The sequence below is a fragment of the Serratia sp. CY37869 genome, assembly GCF_052168895.1.
GTDB lineage: Bacteria > Pseudomonadota > Gammaproteobacteria > Enterobacterales > Enterobacteriaceae > Serratia > Serratia ureilytica.
Map to the genome: position 1 here is coordinate 623,573 of NZ_JBJNLU010000002.1, position 18,713 is coordinate 642,285.

The following is an 18,713-nucleotide window of genomic DNA, read 5'->3' on the forward strand; positions in this document are numbered from 1 at the left end:
GGCGAAGCCCAGCCTGTTCTGCCCGGCACGACGGGCGGTCTGCAACGCGCTGCGGCGTTATTCGATGTTGGATTCGATGAACCACAGGAACTTATCCAGATCGCGCGAGGCGGCGGTGAACATGTCGGCGGTGTCTTCGTCTTCCACTTCGGTAATGGCCTTACGGATGTCATTCGCCACCGCGCCGTAGCGATCGGCCAGCGCTTTCAGGTGTTCTTGCACGCTGTGGATATTGGTCGGATAGCTTTTCAGCGGCGTGCGATCGTTCACCACCTGTACGGTGCCCAGCGCCACGCCGCCCAGCTGCACCACGCGCTCGGCGAAGGTGTCCTGGTGCTCGATGATGGCGGTGCGGAAGCCGTCCAGCATTTCATGAACCGCGATAAAGTTCGCGCCACGCATGTTCCAGTGCGCCTGTTTGGTGATCAACGAAAGATCGATGAATTGCACGACCTGATGGTTCAGCGCCTTGATGGCGGCCAGTTTGATTTTTTCGTCCAGATCGTTACGGGTATACAGCAGATCAGAAGATTTCGTTTTCACCAGTTTAGCGGTACTCATATCAGATATCCTCTTGATTAGTCGTTGTCCTATTACGTTACGGGATTAATTATAGCAGGGCTGTTTATTTTTGCCGGACGAAAATGGCTATTGCACAAATAGGGTTAGCCTACGAATAATGGGTCTTGTTGAATTTTTACTTAATACAACACCATGAAAAATATAATTATTTATCATTCTCTGATTTATTGTTTATGGCTGTGAAAATTTACCCTGGTTATTTTATTTTTTCGCCTGCGGGCTTCGGCTAAATATCCGCTTTGTTATCGTGGTGTTAATTTCTCATCCATTCATATTGATAGCGGTAATTGGTGCCGCTACAGTAGGGCAATTATCCTCTCTCTTTATAGGCGAATAATGAAAATTAACGTCGTCGGCACCAGCGGCAGCGGTAAAAGCACCCTGGCGCGTCAACTGGCGGAACGGCTTGGCGTGCCCTATATCGAGATGGACAGGCTGTATTGGCGGCCCGAATGGCAGGGAACGCCCGATGACGCGTTCCTGGCGCGGCTTGAACAGATGCTGGCCGAAGCGGGGGATGGCTGGGTGCTGGACGGCAATTACAGCCGCACGCAGCCGATCAAGTGGCGCGAGGTCGATTATATTCTGTGGCTGGACTACGGTTTCGGCCGCACGCTGTGGCAGGCCGTGCGCCGCGCGTGCCGACGCGCGGCCGGCAAAAGCGAGCTGTGGCCGGGCACCGGCAATCGGGAAAGCTTCCGCCGTTCTTTCTTCAGCCGCGAGTCGATCGTGCTCTGGACGATCCGCACTTACTCGAAGAACCGGCGAAAATACCTGGCGGAGATGGCTCGTCCCGACGCCGGACGCCGTTTCGTGCGCCTGCGTTCTCCCCGCCAGGCCGCCGATTTTCTACGGGCGCTGCCGCAGGTTCACAGCAGCAGACGGTGATGGATCCTCACCACCGCTTTCTTGATTTGCTGTGGCCGCTGCCACACGCAGCCGGTCTTGTGCGGCTCCATCTGGAAAAAGAGGGCGAACATGCCGTGCGTCATGTGCAGTGTTTGCGGGTGGCGTTTGATGTCCAGCAGCAGCAGATCGCTATTTTCCGCGTGGGGTTGTTCGCGATGTCCGTTGCCCGCCAGACCGTATTCGATGCGCTCTTCACCGCTGATCAGCAGATGCAGCGCAATGTATTCCTGATGCATTTCGGCGCGCTTTTCCGCCGCCGGCGCGGTGGTCAGCGTCATCACGTCCATAAAGATGTTGTCGCCGTCGATCGGGTGATGCCCCAGCGCCAGTTCTGGCAGGTCGCATCGGCGCAATTCGGTCAGGGTTGAAACCAGCGCCGGCGCGAGTCCGCGGCCGAAGCGTGGGTTGAACAGGCTGTTGTGAATCACTGTTATTCTCCATGTGAGCGAAAGTCCAAAGAGCCTGCGATACAGGCTAAGGGGAAGTATGCCGACTTGTCACGAGGAAAACAGTTAACCCGCCTGCATTCCGACGTTGCGGTCTGCAGGCGAGTCGGGTCATCAGGAAAGGCTTTCGAGGCGAGGTTTGGGGCGAATGGTGAGGGCGGAGCCCATGGAGGCGGCGATGATCGCCGCCAGCGCCAGCCATTGCACGCCGCTCAGGTGTTCGCCGAGGAACAGCATGCCGGATAACGCCGCCATCGCCGGTTCCAGGCTCATCAAGGTGCCGAAGGTGCGCGCCGGAATTTTGGGCAGCGCGATGATCTCCAGCGAATAAGGCAGCGCGGTGGAGAGGATCGCCACCGCCAGCGCTATCGGCAGAATCTCAACGTTGAACAGCACGCTGCCGGTTTGCCAGGCGCCGATCGGGCAGAACACCAACGCGGCGATCAGCGAGCCGAGCGCCACCGTGCCGGGGCCGTGATCGCCGCCGGCCTTCTGGCCGAAGATGATATAGACCGCCCAGCAGGCGCCGGCGCCGAGCGCGCAGGCGGCACCGAACGGGTCGATTCCGCCTACGCTGTGACCAAGCGGCAGCAGGAACCACAGCCCGGCGATCGCCAACGCCACCCAAAGGAAGTCAATCGGCCGCCGCGACGAGAACATGGCCACCGCCAGCGGGCCGGTAAACTCCAGCGCCACGGCGATGCCGAGCGGCACGGTGCGCAACGACAGGTAGAACAGGTAGTTCATCGCGCCGAGCGACAGGCCGTAAATCAACAGCGGCAAGCGGCTGCCGGCGGCGATGCGCATGCGCCACGGGCGGAAGATGATGAACAGAATCAGGGTGCCGATGAAAAGACGCAGCGTCGTGATGCCTTCCGCGCCCACGATCGGGAACAGGCTTTTGGCCAACGAAGCGCCGCTCTGGATCGACACCATGGCGATGATTAACAGACAAATGGGCAGCAGCGCGGAGGGCGCTCTGCCGGCAGTAGATAACGACATCCTTAACGGGCCTTTTATGCGCCGTTCCTCAGCCTTGAGAAAACGGTCGAAACGGGGATGCGAGCAGTGTAAATGAAATGGCGAAAATCTGTCTGAGAAAAGCGCGCATCGCGGTGAAATCCGCCGATCCTCGGATGAGATGTGGCGGATTTGGTCAAAAAGTGCGCTTTTTCTTAAGAATTATCTGGATATTAAATAGGTGATTTTTGTCACAGAAAGTCGTAGAATACGGCCGAAAATAGAGCGAAAAGAAGAAGATACACTGTTCTTGAAATCTTCTGTTACACGATATAAAGCATTAGACACTCATTTCAAGGCAGAGTTTCACGCTAATTTTTGTTATATTTTCAAAGCATGAACAAATGGATGTACTTAATAATAAAACGCGTTTGAGGTGGTTATGAAAAAAATTGCATGTCTTTCCGCAGTAGCAGCTTGCGTATTAGCAGTTAGCGCAGGTACCGCATTCGCTGGTCAGAGCACCGTATCCGCTGGCTATGCGCAGGGTGATTTCCAAGGCGTTGCTAACAAAGCCGACGGTTTCAACCTGAAATACCGTTACGAGTTCGACAACAACCCACTGGGCGTAATCGGTTCCTTTACCCACCTGGAAAAGGACGGTTCTCAGGACGGTTTCTATAACAAAGCTCAGTACAACTCTATCTCTGCCGGTCCAGCATACCGCATCAATGACTGGGCGAGCATCTACGGTCTGGTTGGCCTGGGTTACGGTAAATTCACTACCAACGCTCAGAACGGCACTTCTCGTCACGACACCGCTGACTACGGCTTCACCTACGGCGCCGGTCTGCAGTTCAACCCAATCGAGAACGTTGCCCTGGATGTCGGTTACGAGCAGAACCGCATTCGCAGCGTTGACGTTGGCACCTGGAACGTTGGCGTAGGCTACCGCTTCTAAGTGTGTTCGTGCCTGCGGGCATGAACCTGCGGCCTTGTTTGCCGCACCCATAAAAAATCCGCCTCCGGGCGGATTTTTTTTATCTGTCATTCACCGCCGCGCCCCGTCGGCTGCGTCGAAAAGCGCGCGCTGCGGGCATCGCGCTCGTAGCCTTGCGGCTCGGTCAACAACCCGTACAGCTCGGGGCGCCGCCCGTAGATCCAGCGGCGACCGGTGCTGAGCGGGATTAGCGTCAGATCGAGCTCGGCGCTGACCATCCGGTCTTCCGCCGCCCAGGTCTCCGCCACGATCCGGCCGTAAGGATCGAGGATCATCGCGTTGCCGGTGCGTATTTCATCGTCATCTCGGCCCACGCCGTTGCTGAACAGCAAGAACAGCCCGTTGTCGTGAGCGCGCGACGGCAGCCAGCGCATCAGCCAGCCGCGGCCGTGTTCGCCGCGAAAGGCGGCTTCTATCGCCTGCGGATCTTCCACGCGCCGCTGCCACAGCGCCTGCGGGATCGGCTTCATGCCGTGCGGGCTGCGCGAATGGGTGCCGCCGGTCTGGTGCGGGGCGATCAGCACCTCCGCGCCCAGCAGCGCCGTTGCGCGCACATTCTCCACCAGATTATTGTCCCAGCAGATCAATACGCCCACGCGTACGCCCCAGGGGGTATCGAACACCGTATAGCGGTCGCCGCTGGCGATAGCCGGGTGCTCGAAGGCGTGCAGTTTGCGGTGCACATGCAGTTCGCCGTCCGGCAGACAAACGGCATAGGCGTTGTAACACCGGCCGTCATCGCCCAGCTCGATCAGCCCGACGCCAATCGCCATGTTGTAACGCTCAGCCAGCGGGCGAATGCGCGCCAGCGAAGGGCTGCTCACGATCGGCTCCGCCAGCGCCCGCACTTCGGCGTCGGACAGATGGCGCACGTGCCAATAGCCGGTGACGCACATTTCCGGGAATGCCAGCAGTTGTATCTGTTGTTCGGCCGCTTCCGCGATAAAGCGTTCCATGGTCGACAGGTTGTAATTCTTGTCATTGGCATGATGCTGGAATTGCACCGTGGCGGCGCGTAATGAGGTGGTCATGGGATCTCTCCGGTTGGGGTCTGCATTGATTACAGCAGGCGAATTGATTACTGTATAATCAATTAAATTCCTTATTTGATAACCTAATGGAATGGATATAAAACAACTGCGCGCCCTGGTGGCGCTGGCGGAGCAGGGCAACTATCGGCAGGCGGCGAGCCTGCTGTGCATCAGCCAACCGGCGCTGAGCAAGCAAATTCAGGCGCTGGAAGCCCAGCTTGACGTTCGGCTGTTCGAGCGCGGCCGACAAGGGGCGGTGCTCACTGCCGGCGGGCGGCGGCTTTACCCGGAGGCGCAGGCGCTAGTGGAGCAGTATCAGCAGTTTCAGCGGCGCGCGCGGCGGGTGGCGCTCGGGGAAGCGGGGCGGCTGGCGCTGGGGTTTGGCCTGTCCAGTTTTCATCTGGCGCCGCAGCTGGTGGCCGCCTTTCGCCAACGGTTTCCCGAGGTGGCGATTGGCCTCGAAGATCTGCCGTCGGAGCGGCAGTATCAGCTGTTGCTGCAGGGAGAGTTGCAGGCGGGGTTCGTGCGCTTGCCGGTCAATACGCCGCTGTGCGGCGTCGCGTTGTTGAGTGATCGGTTGGTGCTGGCCGCGCCGGGCGCGCTGGCGCTGCGCGCCGACGAGCTGATGACGCGTTTCAATCAGCTGCCGCTGTTGCAATTGACCCCTAAACGCGGGCGCGGGCTGAGCGATCAGTCGCTGCGGTTTATCGCCGCTCACCGCCTGACGCCGAACGTGGTGCAGCAGGCCGGCGACATCCAGACGCTGTTGGCGTTGGTCGCCGCCGGCGTCGGCATCGCGCTGCTGCCGCACAGCATCACACATATCGCGCCGGCCGGCATCGACATTTTACCGCTGAGCGGCGAGGAGACGGAGTGGCAGGTCGGTATCGCCTGGGATCCGCAGCGCACCGACGCGCTGCGGGACAACTTCATTCAGACGGCGTTGGCGGTGCAACGCGCTTAGGCATTCAAAGCAGGCAGTGCATCACCACGATCGGGTTTTGATGGTACTCGCTGCGGTGGCTTTCGCTGAAGCCGACCTTTTTCGCCAACGCCAGCGAAGCCTGGTTTTCAGGCGAGATGATGCAGACGGTTTTTTCCCCCGGCAGGTGCGTTTTCCCCCAGGCCAGCGCCGCCCGCAGCGCCTCGGTGGCATAGCCTTTGCCGTGCGCTGAACTCACCAGCGTCCAGCCCATCTCCGGCGCATCGAGCGCCGGGGTGATGTCGCGCAGGAAGTTAGAGAAGCCGATGCTGCCGAGGTACTCGCCGCTCTGCTTGTCACGCACCGCCCAATACCCGTATCCCAACAGCGCCCAGTGGCCAACGTAGCGCATCAGGCGCCCCCAGGAGTCTTCCCGGTCGCGTGGGGTGCCGCCGATATAGCGCACCACCAGCGGGTCGGCCCACAGCGCGGCCAGCGAGTCGAAGTCGTCCAGCGTGTGCGCGTCCAGCCGCAGGCGTTCGGTGATAAGCGTGGGCGCGGTGTTGATTACGGTCATGTTGCTGCTCCTGCACAGGATGAAAGGCGATGAAAAACAACGGCGTTCAGTATGCCAGAGAAATCACGCCGCCAGCCACAACAGCCAGGTGAACAGGAAGCCGCTCAGGCCGAGCAGGGTGGTCAACACCGTCCAGGTCTTCAGGCCATCGGCCACCGACAGCCCCAGATAGCGCGTGACGATCCAAAAACCGGAGTCGTTGACGTGCGAAAGCCCGAGCCCGCCGAAACAGGTCGCCAGGGTTACCAGCACCAGCTGCAGCTGATTCAAGCCGCTGACCGCTTCCGACAACAGGCCGCCGGTGGTCAGGATCGCCACGGTGGCGGAACCCTGCGAGGCGCGCAGCGCCAGCGAAATGATAAACGCGGCGGGCACCAGCGGCAGGCCGATGGCCGTCAGCACTTCCGCCAGCGCCTTGCCGACGCCGGACTCCACCAGCACCTTGCCGAACACGCCGCCCGCGCCGGTTACCAGGATCACCACCGCGGCGGTCGGCAGCGCGGCCCCCATCACGTCGCCGGCGTGTTGCAGGCTCCAGCCGCGGCGCAGCGCCAGGAAATAGAAGGCCAACAGCAGGGCGATCATCAGCGCCACCGCCGGCGAGCCCAGCAGCGACAGCGCGTCGCGCAGCGCCGAGCCGGCCGGCAGCAGGGTGGCGGAGACGGTGCCGAGCATGATGATGGCGATCGGGATGACGATCAGCGCCGCCACCAGGCCGGCGCCGGGCGGGTTGATGCGATCGCTGAGCGGCGCGTGATCTTCCGGACGCGGCTCCGGCGCCGCCAGCTGCAGCTGTTCCAGCACCTCTATCGATAACGGATAGGTTTTGCGGTTGAGGTAGTTGGCGGCGAAATAGCCGATAACGCCGACCGGAATACAGATCGCGAGGCCGATAATGGTTAGCCAGCCGATGTCGGCGTTGAGCAAGCCGGCGGCGGCGACCGGGCCGGGGTGCGGCGGCAGCGCGACGTGTACCGTCAACATCACGCCGGCCATCGGCAGGCCGAACTTGAGCGGCGACACTTTGGCGACCTTGGCGAAGCCATAGATAATCGGCGCCAGAATGATAAAGCCGACGTCGAAGAACACCGGAATGCCGAGAATAAACGCGGCGAGGGTCAGCGCCGCGACGGTATGTTTCGGCCCCAGACCCTGGCTGAAACGCTGCGCCAGCGACTCGGCGCCGCCCGATTGTTCGATCATGCGGCCGAGCATCGCCCCCAGACCGATGATGATGGTCACCGAGCCGAGCACGCCGCCCATTCCGGCGGTCATCACTTTCATCACTTCGCCGGTCGGAATGCCGCTGGCCAGCGCCACCAGCAAACTGACCACCAACAGCGCGACAAAGGGCTGCACCTTCGCCTTAATCACCATCAATAACAGCAGCACCACGCCGAGTACGGCAATCAGCAACAGCAGAGAGGTAGACATGAAAAAAGCCTTTCGTTGGGTAAGCGTTGGGCACCGCGATCGCCGCGTGGCGATACGGGTGCGTTTCATTGTTATAAAATCGATTTCCTGGTGTCGGCGTGCGGCTTTAGCGGTAAGGCTTCAGCCAGCCGAGCCCGGCGGCGGTGTCGCCGCGCGGGCGGTATTCGCAACCGATCCAGCCCTGATAGCCGAGCGCATCCAGTTTGTCGAACAGCCACGGGTAATTCAGTTCGCCCTCGTCGGGCTCATGACGATCCGGCACCGAGGCTATCTGGATATGCGCGTAGCGCCCGGCCAGCGTCTCCAGCAGCCCGCTGATATTGCCGTCCACCAACTGCGCGTGGAAAAAATCGAACTGGATGAACACGTTCGGTCTTTCGATCGCCGCCACCGCTTCCGCCGCCTGATGCTGACTGGCGAACAGGTAGTCGGGCTTGACCGGCGGGCTGAGCGCCTCGATCAGCACCTTGACGCCGTGCGGCGCAAAAGCGTCTGCGGCATAGCGCGCATTGGCGATAAAGGCGTCGAGATAACGCCGTCGATCCGCGCTCGCGGGCACCACGCCGGCCATCAGGTGCACGCAGGGGCAGGAAAGGGCGATGGCGTAGGCCAGCGCGCGATCGATATCGGCGCGCGCATCCCGCTCGCGGCCCGGCAGCGCCGCCAGCCCCCATTCGCCGGCGGCGGCATCGCCGGGCGCGGTGTTGAACAGCACCTGTTGCAGGCCGTGTTCGCGCAGTTTCTCGGCCAACAGATCGGCGGGATGCTCGTAAGGGAACAGGAATTCCACCGCGCTGAAGCCCTGTGCGGCAGCGGCGGCAAAGCGATCGAGGAACGGCACCTCGGTAAACATCATCGACAAATTGGCGGCAAATTTAGGCATGGTTCAGCTCCGTAATTCGGCAATTTCATCAGCGGTCAAATAGCGGATCGGACGATCGCCGAGGGTGAAGATCAGCCGCGCCGCATCTTCCATCTCTTCGGTATTGTCCGCCGCCGCTCGCAGGTCTTTACCCGTCACCACCGGCCCGTGGTTGGCCAGCAAAAAGGCGCGGTGGGTCGGCGCCAGGCGGGCCAGATCCTGCGCCAGCCTTTCGTCGCCGGGCCGGTAGTAAGGCACCACCGGCACCTTGCCGACGCGCATCACCACATAGGGGGTGAACGGTTTGATGGCGTTGTCGGCGTCCAGCCCCTGCAGGCAAGAGAGCGCCGTGAGGTAGGTGCAATGCAAGTGCACGACCGCTTTGCATTCCGGGTTGTTCAGATAGAGCGCCCGATGAAAGCTGATCTCTTTCGACGGTTTGTCGCCGGAGAGCCAGTCGCCGTTCAGGCTCACTTTAGACAGGCGATCGGCCTGCAACTCGCCGAGACAGGAGCCGGTCGGCGTCGCCAGCAGCGCGCCGTCCGGCAGCATCAGCGAGAGGTTGCCGGCGGAGCCGGTGGCGTAGCCGCGTTGGAAAAACGAGGCACCCAGGCGCACCATCTCTTCACGCGCCTGCTGTTCAATCGTCATGCTCATACCGGGAACTCCGTTTGCGCGCGCGCGAAGAAGGCTTCATCGCCAAAATTACCCGATTTCAGCGCCAGGGAAATGGCCCGATCGCTGGCGCGCACCCAGGGAACGCCGGGGGAAATGCTGGGGCCGATATGGAAGCCGCGAATGCCCAGCGCCTGCGTCACCACGCCGGAGGTTTCGCCGCCGGCGACGATAAAGCGGCTGAATCCCAACTGGCGCAGTTGCACCACCAGCTCGGCGAACAAGGCTTCCACCGCCTCGCTGGCGGCGGCGCCATGCCGTTGTTGCGTTTGCTGCAGCGACTCCGGCGATGCAGTGGCGTAGATCAGCGGGGCAAGCGTTTCTCCGGCATGGCGCTGCGCCCAGTGCGCCAACTCGACGGCGTAGGCGGCGCGCGTCTGGGGATCGAAGCAACGGTCGATATCGATGGCCTGCGCCGCCGCGCGTTCGCGATAGTGCGCCACCTGCCGGTTAGTCATGACGGAGCAGGAGCCAGACAGCACCGCCGCCTTTTCCCCCTGCGGCGCGCCGGCCGCCTCTGCCGAACGTTCGCCGTTCTGCGCCCATTGCCGCGCCAGGCCGATCGCCAGGCCCGAACCGCCGGTCACCAGCTTCATCGTTTTCAACGCTTCGCCCTGGGTAAGCAGATGCCGTTCGTTGAGCGTGTCCAGCACCGCGTAGCGCACGCCTTCCTGCGCCAATTGCTGCAGCTTCTCGCTGACTGCCTCGGTGCCGCGATCCATTTCCGCCGCCATCACCAGCCCACAGCGTCCGGCGGCCTGGGATTCCATCAGGCGAAGCAGGTTGCTGTCGGTCATCGGCGTGACCGGGTGATGACGCATGCCGGACTCAGACAGCAGCTGTTCCCCGACGAACAGGTAGCCCTGATAGACCGTGCGGCCGTTTACCGGCAGCGCCGGGGAAACAACCGTGAAATTTTCCCCCAGCGCGGCGAGCAGGGCGTCGGTCACCGGGCCGATATTGCCCTGTGCGGTGCTGTCGAAGGTGGAGCAGTATTTGAAGTAGAACTGGCGGCAGCCCTGTTTTTGCAGCCAGGCCAGCGCTTGCAATGCCTGTTCGATCGCCTGCTCTGCCGGGCAGGAGCGCGATTTCAGGCTGATGACGACCGCCTGAGCGTCGACCGGCGTTTCGTCCTGCGGCACGCCGTTCAACTGCACCGTCGGCAGGCCGTTTTGCACCAGAAAGCTGGCGATGTCGGTCGCGCCGGTAAAATCATCCGCGATTACGCCGAGCTGCATCAGAGCGTCTCCTTTTTCTGCGGCAGATCGATGCCGGCAAAGATTTTGATTACCGCGCTGTCATCTTCTTTACCGTAGCCGGCGTTGCTGGCGGCGGTAAACATGGTGAAGGCGGTGGAGGCCAGCGGCAGCGGGAAATGCAGCGCCTTGGCGGTATCCGCCACCAGCCCCAGATCCTTGACGAAGATATCCACCGCCGATTTGGGCGTATAGTCGCCGTCGACCACGTGGCGCATGCGATTTTCGAACATCCAGGAGTTGCCGGCGGCGTGGGTGACGACGTCATACATGACGTCCAGCGGGATGTTGGCGCGAGCGGCCAGCGCCATGGCTTCCGCCCCGGCGGCGATGTGCACCCCGGCCAACAGCTGGTGGATGATTTTTACCGTCGCGCCCAGGCCGATGGTTTCGCCGATGCGGTAAACCTTGCCGGCGATGGCGTCCAGCACGGGTTGCAGGCGCGCGAAGGTGGCGTCGGCGCCAGCGGCCATCACCGTCATTTGGCCTTCTTCCGCCTTGGCCGCCCCGCCGGAAACCGGCGCGTCCAGCATCGCCAGGCCGTAGTCCAGCAGCCGTTGCTCGATCTGTTTGGCGTCATCGGCGGAAATGGTCGAAGACACCATCACCGCCGTGCCCGGCTTGAGCTGCGGCGCCAGGCCTTGCTCGCCGAACAGGATTTGCTTTACCTGCGCGGCGTTTACCACCAGCAGCAACACGGCGTCCAGCTCGGCGGCGAAGTCGCGCGCGCTGGGGGCCGTTTGTTTCGCGCCGGCCTGTTGCAGCGCCGCCAGCGCCTGCGGATTGAGATCGGCGCCGTAGGTGGTCAATCCGGCGCGGAGGCATGAACGCGCGGCGCCCATGCCCATCGCCCCCAGCCCGATGACGCAAACGGCATAATTCCCTGGGTGTGTCATACTGCACTCCTGTTAATTTTAGTGATAATTTGTTTTGTTGTGTTAAATGTAAGCGCTTGTCGGTCGATTATCCGCGATCGTTATCACAATAATTAACAATGCGTGAAACGGATTTTTCGTGCGATTTCTGGCCTAAATCAACATTACTATTATGTTTTTAAATAAGTTTATGTTTGGCTGGCCTAACTGCGCTGGCCGTCACGCTGCGAGAAATAAGGGCTATCGGCGAACGAAAATTGACGTAAAATCACAATTATTATCACCGCAGCAACGAGAGGGAACCGTGATACCTGTAGAACGCCATCAACAAATTCTTGCGCTGGTATCCGAACGCGGCGTCGTCAGTATCGCCGAGCTGACCGAACGGCTGGGGGTGTCGCATATGACGATCCGCCGTGACGTGCAAAAGCTGGAAGAGCAGGGGGCGGTGCAGTCGGTCTCGGGCGGTGTGCAGGCGCCGGAACGGGTGGCGAGCGAACCTTCTCACCAGACCAAAGAGGGGATGTTCGGCCGGCAGAAAATCGCCATCGGTCGGCTGGCGGCGCGGCAAATTCCCGCCAACAGCTGTATCTATCTGGATGCTGGCACCACCACGCTGGCGCTGGCGAAACAGATCGGAGAACGTGACGATTTGACGGTGGTGACCAACGACTTTGTCATCGCCGGGTTTCTGATAGAGCATAGCCAGTGCCGAATCATCCACACCGGCGGCACCGTGTGCCGGGAAAACCGCTCCTGCGTCGGCGAGGCGGCGGCGCAGGCGCTGCGCGGTCTGTTTATCGATCTGGCGTTCATCTCCGCCTCTTCGTGGAGCATGCGCGGCCTGTCGACGCCGAACGAAGATAAGGTGATGGTGAAGAAGGCCATCGTCGAGGCCAGCCGCCGCCGCATTCTGCTCAGCGATACGTCCAAATACGGCAAAGTCGCCACCTATCTGGCGCTGCCGATCGCCGCCTTTGACGCCATCATTACCGATGAGGGGTTGCCCGCCGCCGCGCGGGAGGCCATTGAGCAAGCGGGGATTGCATTGCTGACGGCGGAAAAAGAAGAAGAAGAATAAGAACGAACCGGAATCAGGATGAAAGTTCGGTATCGATGCTACGTGCGGGCGGTTCACTGGCTTCAACGCCGCCGCGTTCACGCCATTCGCGGCGCCTTTGTTCAGCCCATTCTTCGTGGAAGGCTTGCATCTCTTTTTGGTGACGTTCCTTCATGCTCATAGGGATTGGGTGGGATTCTGCCGTTAACAGGCGGGATTTCGATGACATATAATCCGTCCTCAATAAGCGCTTGGTTGTACAAATAATGTACGCGATGCGCATGTTTTTTCAAGAGCGAGTCATAAATTCTGGCTAATGCCGGCCTGAGCGGTACGCTGAAAACCAATAATCGCGACGGAGAAGATCCTCCAGCAGTCGATGAGGCTTATGCGCAGCGCCGCGCAAAACTAAATGCCGCTGAACCAGTTGTAGCCCTGATCCTCCCAATAGCCGCCCGGATTGACGTCGCTGACGAAGATCGCGGCGATATGTTTGGCGTTTTTGAACCCCAGCTTGGTCGGCACGCGCAGCCGCAGCGGGTAGCCATAGTCCGCCGGCAGCGCCTTGCCGCCGAAATCCAACGCCAGGATGGTCTGCGGGTGCAGCGCGGTGGCCATGTCGAGGCTGGCGTAGTAGCGATCGGCGCATTTGAAGCCGACGTAACCGGCATTCAGATCCGCGCCGACGTGCTGCAGAAAGGTGCGCAGCGGCACGCCGCCCCATTGACCAATGGCGCTCCAGCCCTCAATGCAGATCAGACGCGTGATCTGACTTTGCTGCGGCAGCCGCTGCAGCTGTTCCAGCGTCCAGGGCGCTTTTTTCTCCACTTTCCCCGCGACCTCAAGCCGGTAGCCGGCGAGATCGATCTCGGGGACGTTGTATTCCGGGTAAAATGCGTTAAAGGGGAAAGGGTGAGTGATCTGGTCCGGCCGGTAAATTTGCGCCAACCGCTGGCCGCTGAACAGCCAGGCCTGCACCCGGTCGTTCCAGCGCGACATGGCCCACAGCACCTTATCCACCCGATCGCCGTCTTGCAGATTACACCCGGTCAGCATGGCGATGCCGCCCAGCGTCAGCCCGGAGCGCAACATCAGCCGGCGTTGCAGATTGACCAGCTGCTTTTTTTGGTCCGGTTCCAGCGTCGGCGCGGTTGCCCGCTGTTTTTTCTCATTCATGTTTGCCACCCGTTATCATCGCCCACAGGGTTTTAGGCACGACAGCCACCATAAATACGTGGATCACCACAAACAGGCCGATGCCGGCCATGGCGAAGAAATGCACGTAGCGCGCGAAGTCGAAGCCGCCAAACAGCGCGACCAATCCCTGCAGCTGAACCGGTTTCCAAATCGCCAGGCCGGACAGCACCAGTAATAGGCCGAGCGCCAGTACGCCGAGGTACATCAGTTTCTGAATGGCGTTGTAGCGGCCATGCCGGTGGTGCAGGCGCAGCGTCATCGCCAGCCAGATATCCTGCCGCAGCGCGTCGGCGCGAAGCGGCAACAGATCGCGGCGAAAATGGCCGCTGAACAGGCTCCACAGCAGATAGCAGACGGCGTTGAGCGCCAATAGCCACATCACCGCCAAATGCCAACCAATCGCGCCGCCCAGCCAACCGCCCAGCGTCATCTGCGGCGGAAAGCGGAAATCGAACAGCGGCGAGGCGTTGTAGATTTCCCAACCGCTCATGAACATGCACACCATGGCGAACAGGTTGATCCAATGAGTGATTCGAACCGGCCAGCGATGCACCGGCCGCGACGCGTTGGTTTTCATGGCTTTCCTCCGGTTACATCGGCGGCACGGTGCCGTCTTTGCCGGCGGAAATGCGGGTGGCGATGCGTTCGCCCTTATCGTTGACGGCGGAGAACAGCACAATGTGCACGCCCGGTTTCAGCAGGCTCAGATCGCCCGGATCCAGCGTCACGATCGGCACGTCTTCCGGTACGACGACGGTTTTCTGCTGGTTGCCGTAGGTGACGGTCAGGGTGCGGCCGTTGGATTTCACCAGTTTACCGACGGTGCCGTTAGTCATGGTATCCACTTTGCCGTCGGCGGATTCCCAGGCCGAATGCCCTTCGCCGGTGCCGCGCAGGCTGGCGGCGAACACGTGCACTTCCAGCGCTTTGAGCGTGCCGTCCGGCTGCGGCACGGCGGCGGTGCCGATAAAGCTGTCCGGTTTGATATCGTCCAGCGTGGCTTTGGAAACGCTGAGCACTTTGGTCTGATCGTTCAGCTTGACGCTGAGTGTCTCGCCCTTGCGGTCGGTCAACTGCAGATTGCCGTCGGCAACCTGCGTGATGGTGCCGCGCAGCGGCGCAATCACCTTGCCCGGCGGTTGGGCGGCGGCGGCCAATCCGCTGGAAAGCAGTAACGTGGACAACAGTAAACCGGCTATACGATGACGGGTAATCATAACGTTCTCCTGAAATGAGTTTGCCGGTTAAGCATGGTTGACCTACTGGGTCAGCGCCATGGCCGTTTGATGACATTAATGTCATCAAGTTTGTCCGCCGAAGCTGCTAGTATTTTTGCAGACGTAACGAGGTGGTGAGCATGCGAATACTGGTAGTTGAAGACGATATCGGCACAGGGGATTACCTGAAGAAAGGGCTGGGGGAAGCGGGCTACGGCGTCGATTTGGCGCGCACCGGCACCGACGGGCTGTTTCGCGCGTTGGAGCAGGACTACGATGCGATCGTGCTCGATGTGATGCTGCCGGGGCTGGACGGTTGGCAGATCATCGAGGTATTGCGCAAGAAAAGCGACGTGCCGATCCTGTTTCTCACCGCCCGTGATGGCGTGCAGGATCGCATCCACGGCCTGGAGCTGGGCGCGGACGACTATCTTATCAAGCCGTTTTCCTTTACCGAGCTGGTGCTGCGTTTACGCACCTTGCTGCGCCGCGGGCCGGCGCGCGAAGCCGATCATTACGCTATCGCCGATCTGCAGTTGGACGTGTTGCGCCGCCGGGCGGTGCGCCAGGATCAGGTGATCCCGTTGACCAATAAAGAATTCATGCTGTTGCATCTACTGGTGCGGCGCGAAGGCGAAGTGCTGTCGCGCACGCAGATCGCCTCTCAGGTGTGGGACATGAATTTCGACAGCGACACCAATGTGGTTGACGTGGCGATCAAACGCCTGCGCGCCAAAATCGACCGGCCGTTCGACGTCAAGCTGATCCACAGCGTGCGCGGCATCGGCTATGTTTGCGAGCCGCGCTCGTGAACGCCCGAGCTTCACGTCGGCCGGTGTCGCTGACGCTGCGCACCGCCACGCTGTTCGCGCTGGTGGCCGCCTGCGTGGTGAGCGGGGCAGGCTGGTATCTGTTCGGCGCGATGCGCCAGGAAATGACGCTCCGCAGCGATCTGCAGGTGACCGGGCGCGTAGAGTATTTCCGCCATTTACTGGGGCAGCGCTTTCCTTTGGCGCGCCTGACTGCCAATAACGGCCTGTTCGAAAATATGCTGGGCAATGAACAGGATGTGTTGATTTTCCAAATCCCGGGGCAAAAGCCGCTCATCAATGTGAATCCGGCCAGGGTGGCCCTGCCGCCGATCGCGCCGACGCCGCCCGAACAGGCGCAGACGCTGGCCGCCGTGCGCGGCGGGGAGACGGCGCAGGGGGTGCCGCTGCGCGCGGCATCGGCGATGGTGCGTCTGGAAGACGGCAGTTTGCTGCAGATCTCCGCTGCGCACGTCATGGTCAACGAGCAGAAGATGCTGGCGCGTTACCTGTGGCGCATTGTCGCGGCGGTCATTGTGGCTTTCCTGCTGATTGCGCTGCTGGGCTATGGGGTCATGCGCCGGGGATTGAAGCCGCTATGGCGCATGGCGGCGCAGGCGTCCGAGATCGCGCCCAATACATTGTCCACTCGCCTCAGCGAACAGGGGGCGCCGAAGGAGTTGCAGCAGCTGACCCGGTCGTTCAATGCGATGCTCGATCGGTTGAATGAAGGCTATCAGCGGCTGACGCAGTTTTCCGCCGATCTGGCCCATGAGATCCGCACGCCGGTGGGCGCGTTGATGGGCCAGTGTCAGGTGGCGCTGTATCAACCCCGCAGCGTGGAGGAGTACGAAACCCTATTGTCGAACAATATGGACGAGCTGGAGCGTATTTCGCGCATGGTGGAAAACATCCTGTTTCTGGCGCGCGCCGGTGAGGCGCAGTCTGCGCTGAACTACAGTCGTCTGGAGGTGGCGGCCGAGCTGCGGCGGGTGGCGGATTATTTCGAAGGGCTGGCGGAAGAACGCGGCATCGCGCTGAGCTGCGAAGGGGAAGGAGAGCTGAAGGCGGACGCGATGTTGTTCCAGCGGGCGCTGAGCAACCTGGTGGCCAACGCGGTGCGTTATGCCGACGAAAACAGCCTGATCGTGTTGCGGGCTGAACGGCGCGCCGATGCCTGGTGGGTGCAGGTCATCAATCAGGGGCCGCCGATCGCGCCGGCGCATCTGGAAAAGCTGTTCGATCGTTTCTACCGCGCCGATCCCGCGCGCAGCGCCGGCAGCCACGCCAGCGGCCTCGGGCTGTCCATCGTGCGCGCCATCATGACGCTGCACGGCGGTGAGGTGCGCGCCGAATGTATCGAGCGCGCGCCTGTCGCCAGCCTCATTTTCAGCCTGCGGTTCCCGCTAGCGCAATAACCGATATGCCGGATTAACGCGGCGGAATGGCAAAGCGGAAGCAGGCGCCGCTTTGTGGTTGTTCTATCAGCTGAATGTCGCTGTCGTGCAGTTGCAGAATGCGCCGCACGATCATTAACCCCAGCCCGCCGGCGGGGCGTCGGGCGCCGCTCAGGATAGACGGCCGCACGAACAGATCGGCGCGCAGCGTCTGCGGAATGCCGGGGCCGCTGTCGCTGACCTGCACCATCACCTGGTCTTCCTGCCGCCACAGCCGCACGCCGATGTCGCCGCCGGGCGGCGTATGGCGAATGGCGTTGTCCAACAGGTTGGTCAGCACCCGCTCAATCATGCTGAGATCGGCGAACACCGGCGGCACGCCGGGGGCGATGTCGGCGTGCAGCCGCTGGTTGCGCGCCTCCGCCGCCAGCTCGAACTTCTGGAACACGTCCTGCAGCAGCTCGCTGAGGGAGAAGGGTTCTTTCTGCGGTTTCACCACGCCATATTCCAGCCGCGCCAGTTCGAACAACTCCTGCGCCAGCTTGCCCACCTTGCGGCTCTGCGCCAGCGCGATCTCCAGATAGCGCCGCCGATCGGTGTCGCTTAGGGTGGCGGCCTTGACCGACAGCGTTTCCAGATAGCCGTGCAGCGAGGTGAGCGGAGTGCGCAGATCGTGTGAGACGTTGGCGATGAATTCGCGCCGCAGCCGATCCTGCTGCGCCAGCGTTTGCCACTGTTCGGCGAGGCGCTGCGCCATGCGGTGGAAGGCCTGTTGCAGCTGGCTGACCTCGTCGCGCCCGGCCGGCACCGCCGGCAGCGCCGCGTAGGCCTGCACCGCCTCAATGCCGCCGCTGTCCAGCGCATTGACCTGACGGGTCAGGCGCCGGATGGGGCGAGTGACCCAGTAGAACGCGAAACCGCCGGCCAGCAGGCTGAACAGCACCATCACCCCGGAGGTCCACAGCGCCATCCTGGCCGCCGAGTTGAACTGGGCATTGCTGGCCAGCGCCGTGTACTCTTCACCGAGCAAGACCACATACAGATAGCCCTCGACCCGGCCGTCGACCTTCAGCGGCGCAACGCTGAACACCTTGCGCCCGTCCGCGCTGCGCGGATCGTCGCCGTACACCGGCATCTGCGCGCCATCGAGCAGCGCCTGCAGCGGCGCCAGCGCGACCCGCTGCCGCTTCAGATGCCCGGCCGGCGCGGCGTTGCCGATGATTGCGCCCTGATTGTCGAGCAGATAAACCTCAACGCTGGGGTTCACCGCCATCAGCTGATCGAACAGGGTATGCACCGCCTGTGGATCCGGCCCGTTCACCCCCAGCAGCGGATTGCTGTCGGCGATATGCTGCGCCAGGTTGCCGGACAGGCGCTGGATCACCGCCTGGCTGTACTGGGTATTGCTGCGCACCTGCATCCAGCCGGAAAAGGCGCAGCCGATGACGATCAGCAGCGCGAAGATAATCGTGAGGCGTTGCGCTAACGTAAGGTTTTTCATGGC

The 18,713-nt window shown here is 61.6% G+C and carries 21 protein-coding genes; 6 read left to right on the forward strand and 15 right to left on the reverse strand.

Going from position 1 to position 18,713, the window contains the following annotated elements; genetic code table 11:
* Window positions 1–57: 57 nt before the first annotated feature.
* Window positions 58–561 carry a DNA starvation/stationary phase protection protein Dps gene (dps, locus tag ACJ8J1_RS13325; protein WP_016928514.1) on the reverse strand — a complete coding sequence of 168 codons (504 nt, stop codon included), beginning with the start codon at window positions 559–561 and terminating at the stop codon, window positions 58–60.
* Between the two features lie 357 nt (window positions 562–918).
* On the opposite strand from dps, the gene ACJ8J1_RS13330 reads away from it, so the two are divergent.
* Window positions 919–1,470, forward strand: coding sequence for a shikimate kinase (locus ACJ8J1_RS13330; RefSeq protein WP_033642390.1), 552 nt, complete (start codon window positions 919–921; stop codon window positions 1,468–1,470).
* Here ACJ8J1_RS13330 and nanQ read toward each other — a convergent pair.
* The gene (gene nanQ / locus ACJ8J1_RS13335; RefSeq protein WP_033642391.1) at window positions 1,452–1,919 is read right to left on the reverse strand and encodes an N-acetylneuraminate anomerase; all 468 of its coding nucleotides are present in this window, start codon (window positions 1,917–1,919) and stop codon (window positions 1,452–1,454) included. The two genes, ACJ8J1_RS13330 and nanQ, sit on opposite strands and share 19 nt — an antisense overlap.
* Window positions 1,920–2,051: 132 nt before the next feature.
* A complete protein-coding gene (gene rhtA / locus ACJ8J1_RS13340) occupies window positions 2,052–2,939 on the reverse strand; it encodes a threonine/homoserine exporter RhtA (RefSeq protein WP_033642392.1) in 888 nt (295 codons plus the stop codon).
* Between the two features lie 400 nt (window positions 2,940–3,339).
* Between rhtA and ompX the strand changes: the two genes are divergently transcribed.
* Window positions 3,340–3,858 (forward strand): outer membrane protein OmpX, encoded by a 519-nt coding sequence (ompX, locus tag ACJ8J1_RS13345; protein ID WP_019454480.1) that lies wholly within the window; start codon window positions 3,340–3,342, stop codon window positions 3,856–3,858.
* An 86-nt stretch (window positions 3,859–3,944) separates the two neighbouring features.
* Here ompX and ACJ8J1_RS13350 read toward each other — a convergent pair whose 3' ends face one another.
* Window positions 3,945–4,928, reverse strand: a complete 984-nt coding sequence (locus ACJ8J1_RS13350) for a nitrilase family protein (RefSeq protein WP_033642393.1) — start codon at window positions 4,926–4,928, stop codon at window positions 3,945–3,947.
* 91 nt (window positions 4,929–5,019) lie between these two features.
* Here ACJ8J1_RS13350 and ACJ8J1_RS13355 point away from each other — a divergent pair, with 91 nt between their 5' ends.
* Entirely contained in the window at window positions 5,020–5,892 is an 873-nt protein-coding gene (locus ACJ8J1_RS13355; RefSeq protein ID WP_033642394.1) for a LysR family transcriptional regulator, read from the forward strand.
* Window positions 5,893–5,896: 4 nt separating this feature from the next.
* Here the strand turns inward: ACJ8J1_RS13355 and ACJ8J1_RS13360 are convergent, their stop codons facing one another.
* From ACJ8J1_RS13360 to ltnD, 6 genes are all read right to left on the reverse strand, one after another.
* Complete coding sequence (locus ACJ8J1_RS13360; RefSeq protein WP_033642395.1) at window positions 5,897–6,427, reverse strand: GNAT family N-acetyltransferase; 531 nt, start codon at window positions 6,425–6,427, stop codon at window positions 5,897–5,899.
* Between the two features lie 63 nt (window positions 6,428–6,490).
* On the reverse strand, window positions 6,491–7,861 hold the full coding sequence (locus ACJ8J1_RS13365) for a GntP family transporter (RefSeq protein WP_033642396.1): 1,371 nt from the start codon (window positions 7,859–7,861) through the stop codon (window positions 6,491–6,493).
* A gap of 106 nt (window positions 7,862–7,967) precedes the next feature.
* Entirely contained in the window at window positions 7,968–8,744 is a 777-nt protein-coding gene (otnI, locus tag ACJ8J1_RS13370; protein ID WP_033642397.1) for a 2-oxo-tetronate isomerase, read from the reverse strand.
* A gap of 3 nt (window positions 8,745–8,747) precedes the next feature.
* Complete coding sequence (gene otnC / locus ACJ8J1_RS13375) at window positions 8,748–9,380, reverse strand: 3-oxo-tetronate 4-phosphate decarboxylase (RefSeq protein ID WP_089194452.1); 633 nt, start codon at window positions 9,378–9,380, stop codon at window positions 8,748–8,750.
* The gene (gene otnK, locus ACJ8J1_RS13380) at window positions 9,377–10,636 is read right to left on the reverse strand and encodes a 3-oxo-tetronate kinase (RefSeq protein WP_080273378.1); all 1,260 of its coding nucleotides are present in this window, start codon (window positions 10,634–10,636) and stop codon (window positions 9,377–9,379) included. Before otnK ends, otnC begins: the two co-directional genes overlap by 4 nt.
* Window positions 10,636–11,550 (reverse strand): L-threonate dehydrogenase, encoded by a 915-nt coding sequence (gene ltnD / locus ACJ8J1_RS13385; protein ID WP_033642399.1) that lies wholly within the window; start codon window positions 11,548–11,550, stop codon window positions 10,636–10,638. Before ltnD ends, otnK begins: the two co-directional genes overlap by 1 nt.
* Before the next feature lie 283 nt (window positions 11,551–11,833).
* On the opposite strand from ltnD, the gene ygbI reads away from it, so the two are divergent.
* Entirely contained in the window at window positions 11,834–12,610 is a 777-nt protein-coding gene (gene ygbI, locus ACJ8J1_RS13390) for a DNA-binding transcriptional repressor YgbI (protein ID WP_033642400.1), read from the forward strand.
* A 13-nt stretch (window positions 12,611–12,623) separates the two neighbouring features.
* Here the strand turns inward: ygbI and ACJ8J1_RS13395 are convergent, their stop codons facing one another.
* The 4 genes from ACJ8J1_RS13395 to ACJ8J1_RS13410 all read right to left on the reverse strand — a co-directional run bounded on the left by ACJ8J1_RS13395 (window position 12,624) and on the right by ACJ8J1_RS13410 (window position 15,003).
* Complete coding sequence (locus ACJ8J1_RS13395; protein WP_154219752.1) at window positions 12,624–12,818, reverse strand: hypothetical protein; 195 nt, start codon at window positions 12,816–12,818, stop codon at window positions 12,624–12,626.
* Window positions 12,819–12,997: 179 nt separating this feature from the next.
* Window positions 12,998–13,765: a molybdopterin-dependent oxidoreductase gene (locus ACJ8J1_RS13400; RefSeq protein WP_033642402.1), complete on the reverse strand. Its 768-nt coding sequence runs from the start codon at window positions 13,763–13,765 to the stop codon at window positions 12,998–13,000.
* Window positions 13,758–14,363, reverse strand: a complete 606-nt coding sequence (locus ACJ8J1_RS13405; protein WP_033642403.1) for a cytochrome b/b6 domain-containing protein — start codon at window positions 14,361–14,363, stop codon at window positions 13,758–13,760. The genes ACJ8J1_RS13400 and ACJ8J1_RS13405 overlap by 8 nt, the downstream gene beginning before the upstream one ends.
* A gap of 13 nt (window positions 14,364–14,376) precedes the next feature.
* Complete coding sequence (locus tag ACJ8J1_RS13410) at window positions 14,377–15,003, reverse strand: hypothetical protein (protein WP_033642404.1); 627 nt, start codon at window positions 15,001–15,003, stop codon at window positions 14,377–14,379.
* A gap of 140 nt (window positions 15,004–15,143) precedes the next feature.
* Between ACJ8J1_RS13410 and ACJ8J1_RS13415 the strand changes: the two genes are divergently transcribed.
* Window positions 15,144–15,815, forward strand: coding sequence for a heavy metal response regulator transcription factor (locus ACJ8J1_RS13415; protein WP_021504273.1), 672 nt, complete (start codon window positions 15,144–15,146; stop codon window positions 15,813–15,815).
* Window positions 15,812–17,230, forward strand: a complete 1,419-nt coding sequence (locus ACJ8J1_RS13420; protein ID WP_033642405.1) for a heavy metal sensor histidine kinase — start codon at window positions 15,812–15,814, stop codon at window positions 17,228–17,230. Before ACJ8J1_RS13415 ends, ACJ8J1_RS13420 begins: the two co-directional genes overlap by 4 nt.
* 13 nt (window positions 17,231–17,243) lie before the next feature.
* Here the strand turns inward: ACJ8J1_RS13420 and ACJ8J1_RS13425 are convergent, their stop codons facing one another.
* Window positions 17,244–18,710, reverse strand: a complete 1,467-nt coding sequence (locus ACJ8J1_RS13425) for a sensor histidine kinase (protein ID WP_033642406.1) — start codon at window positions 18,708–18,710, stop codon at window positions 17,244–17,246.
* Between the last annotated feature and the right edge of the window lie 3 nt (window positions 18,711–18,713).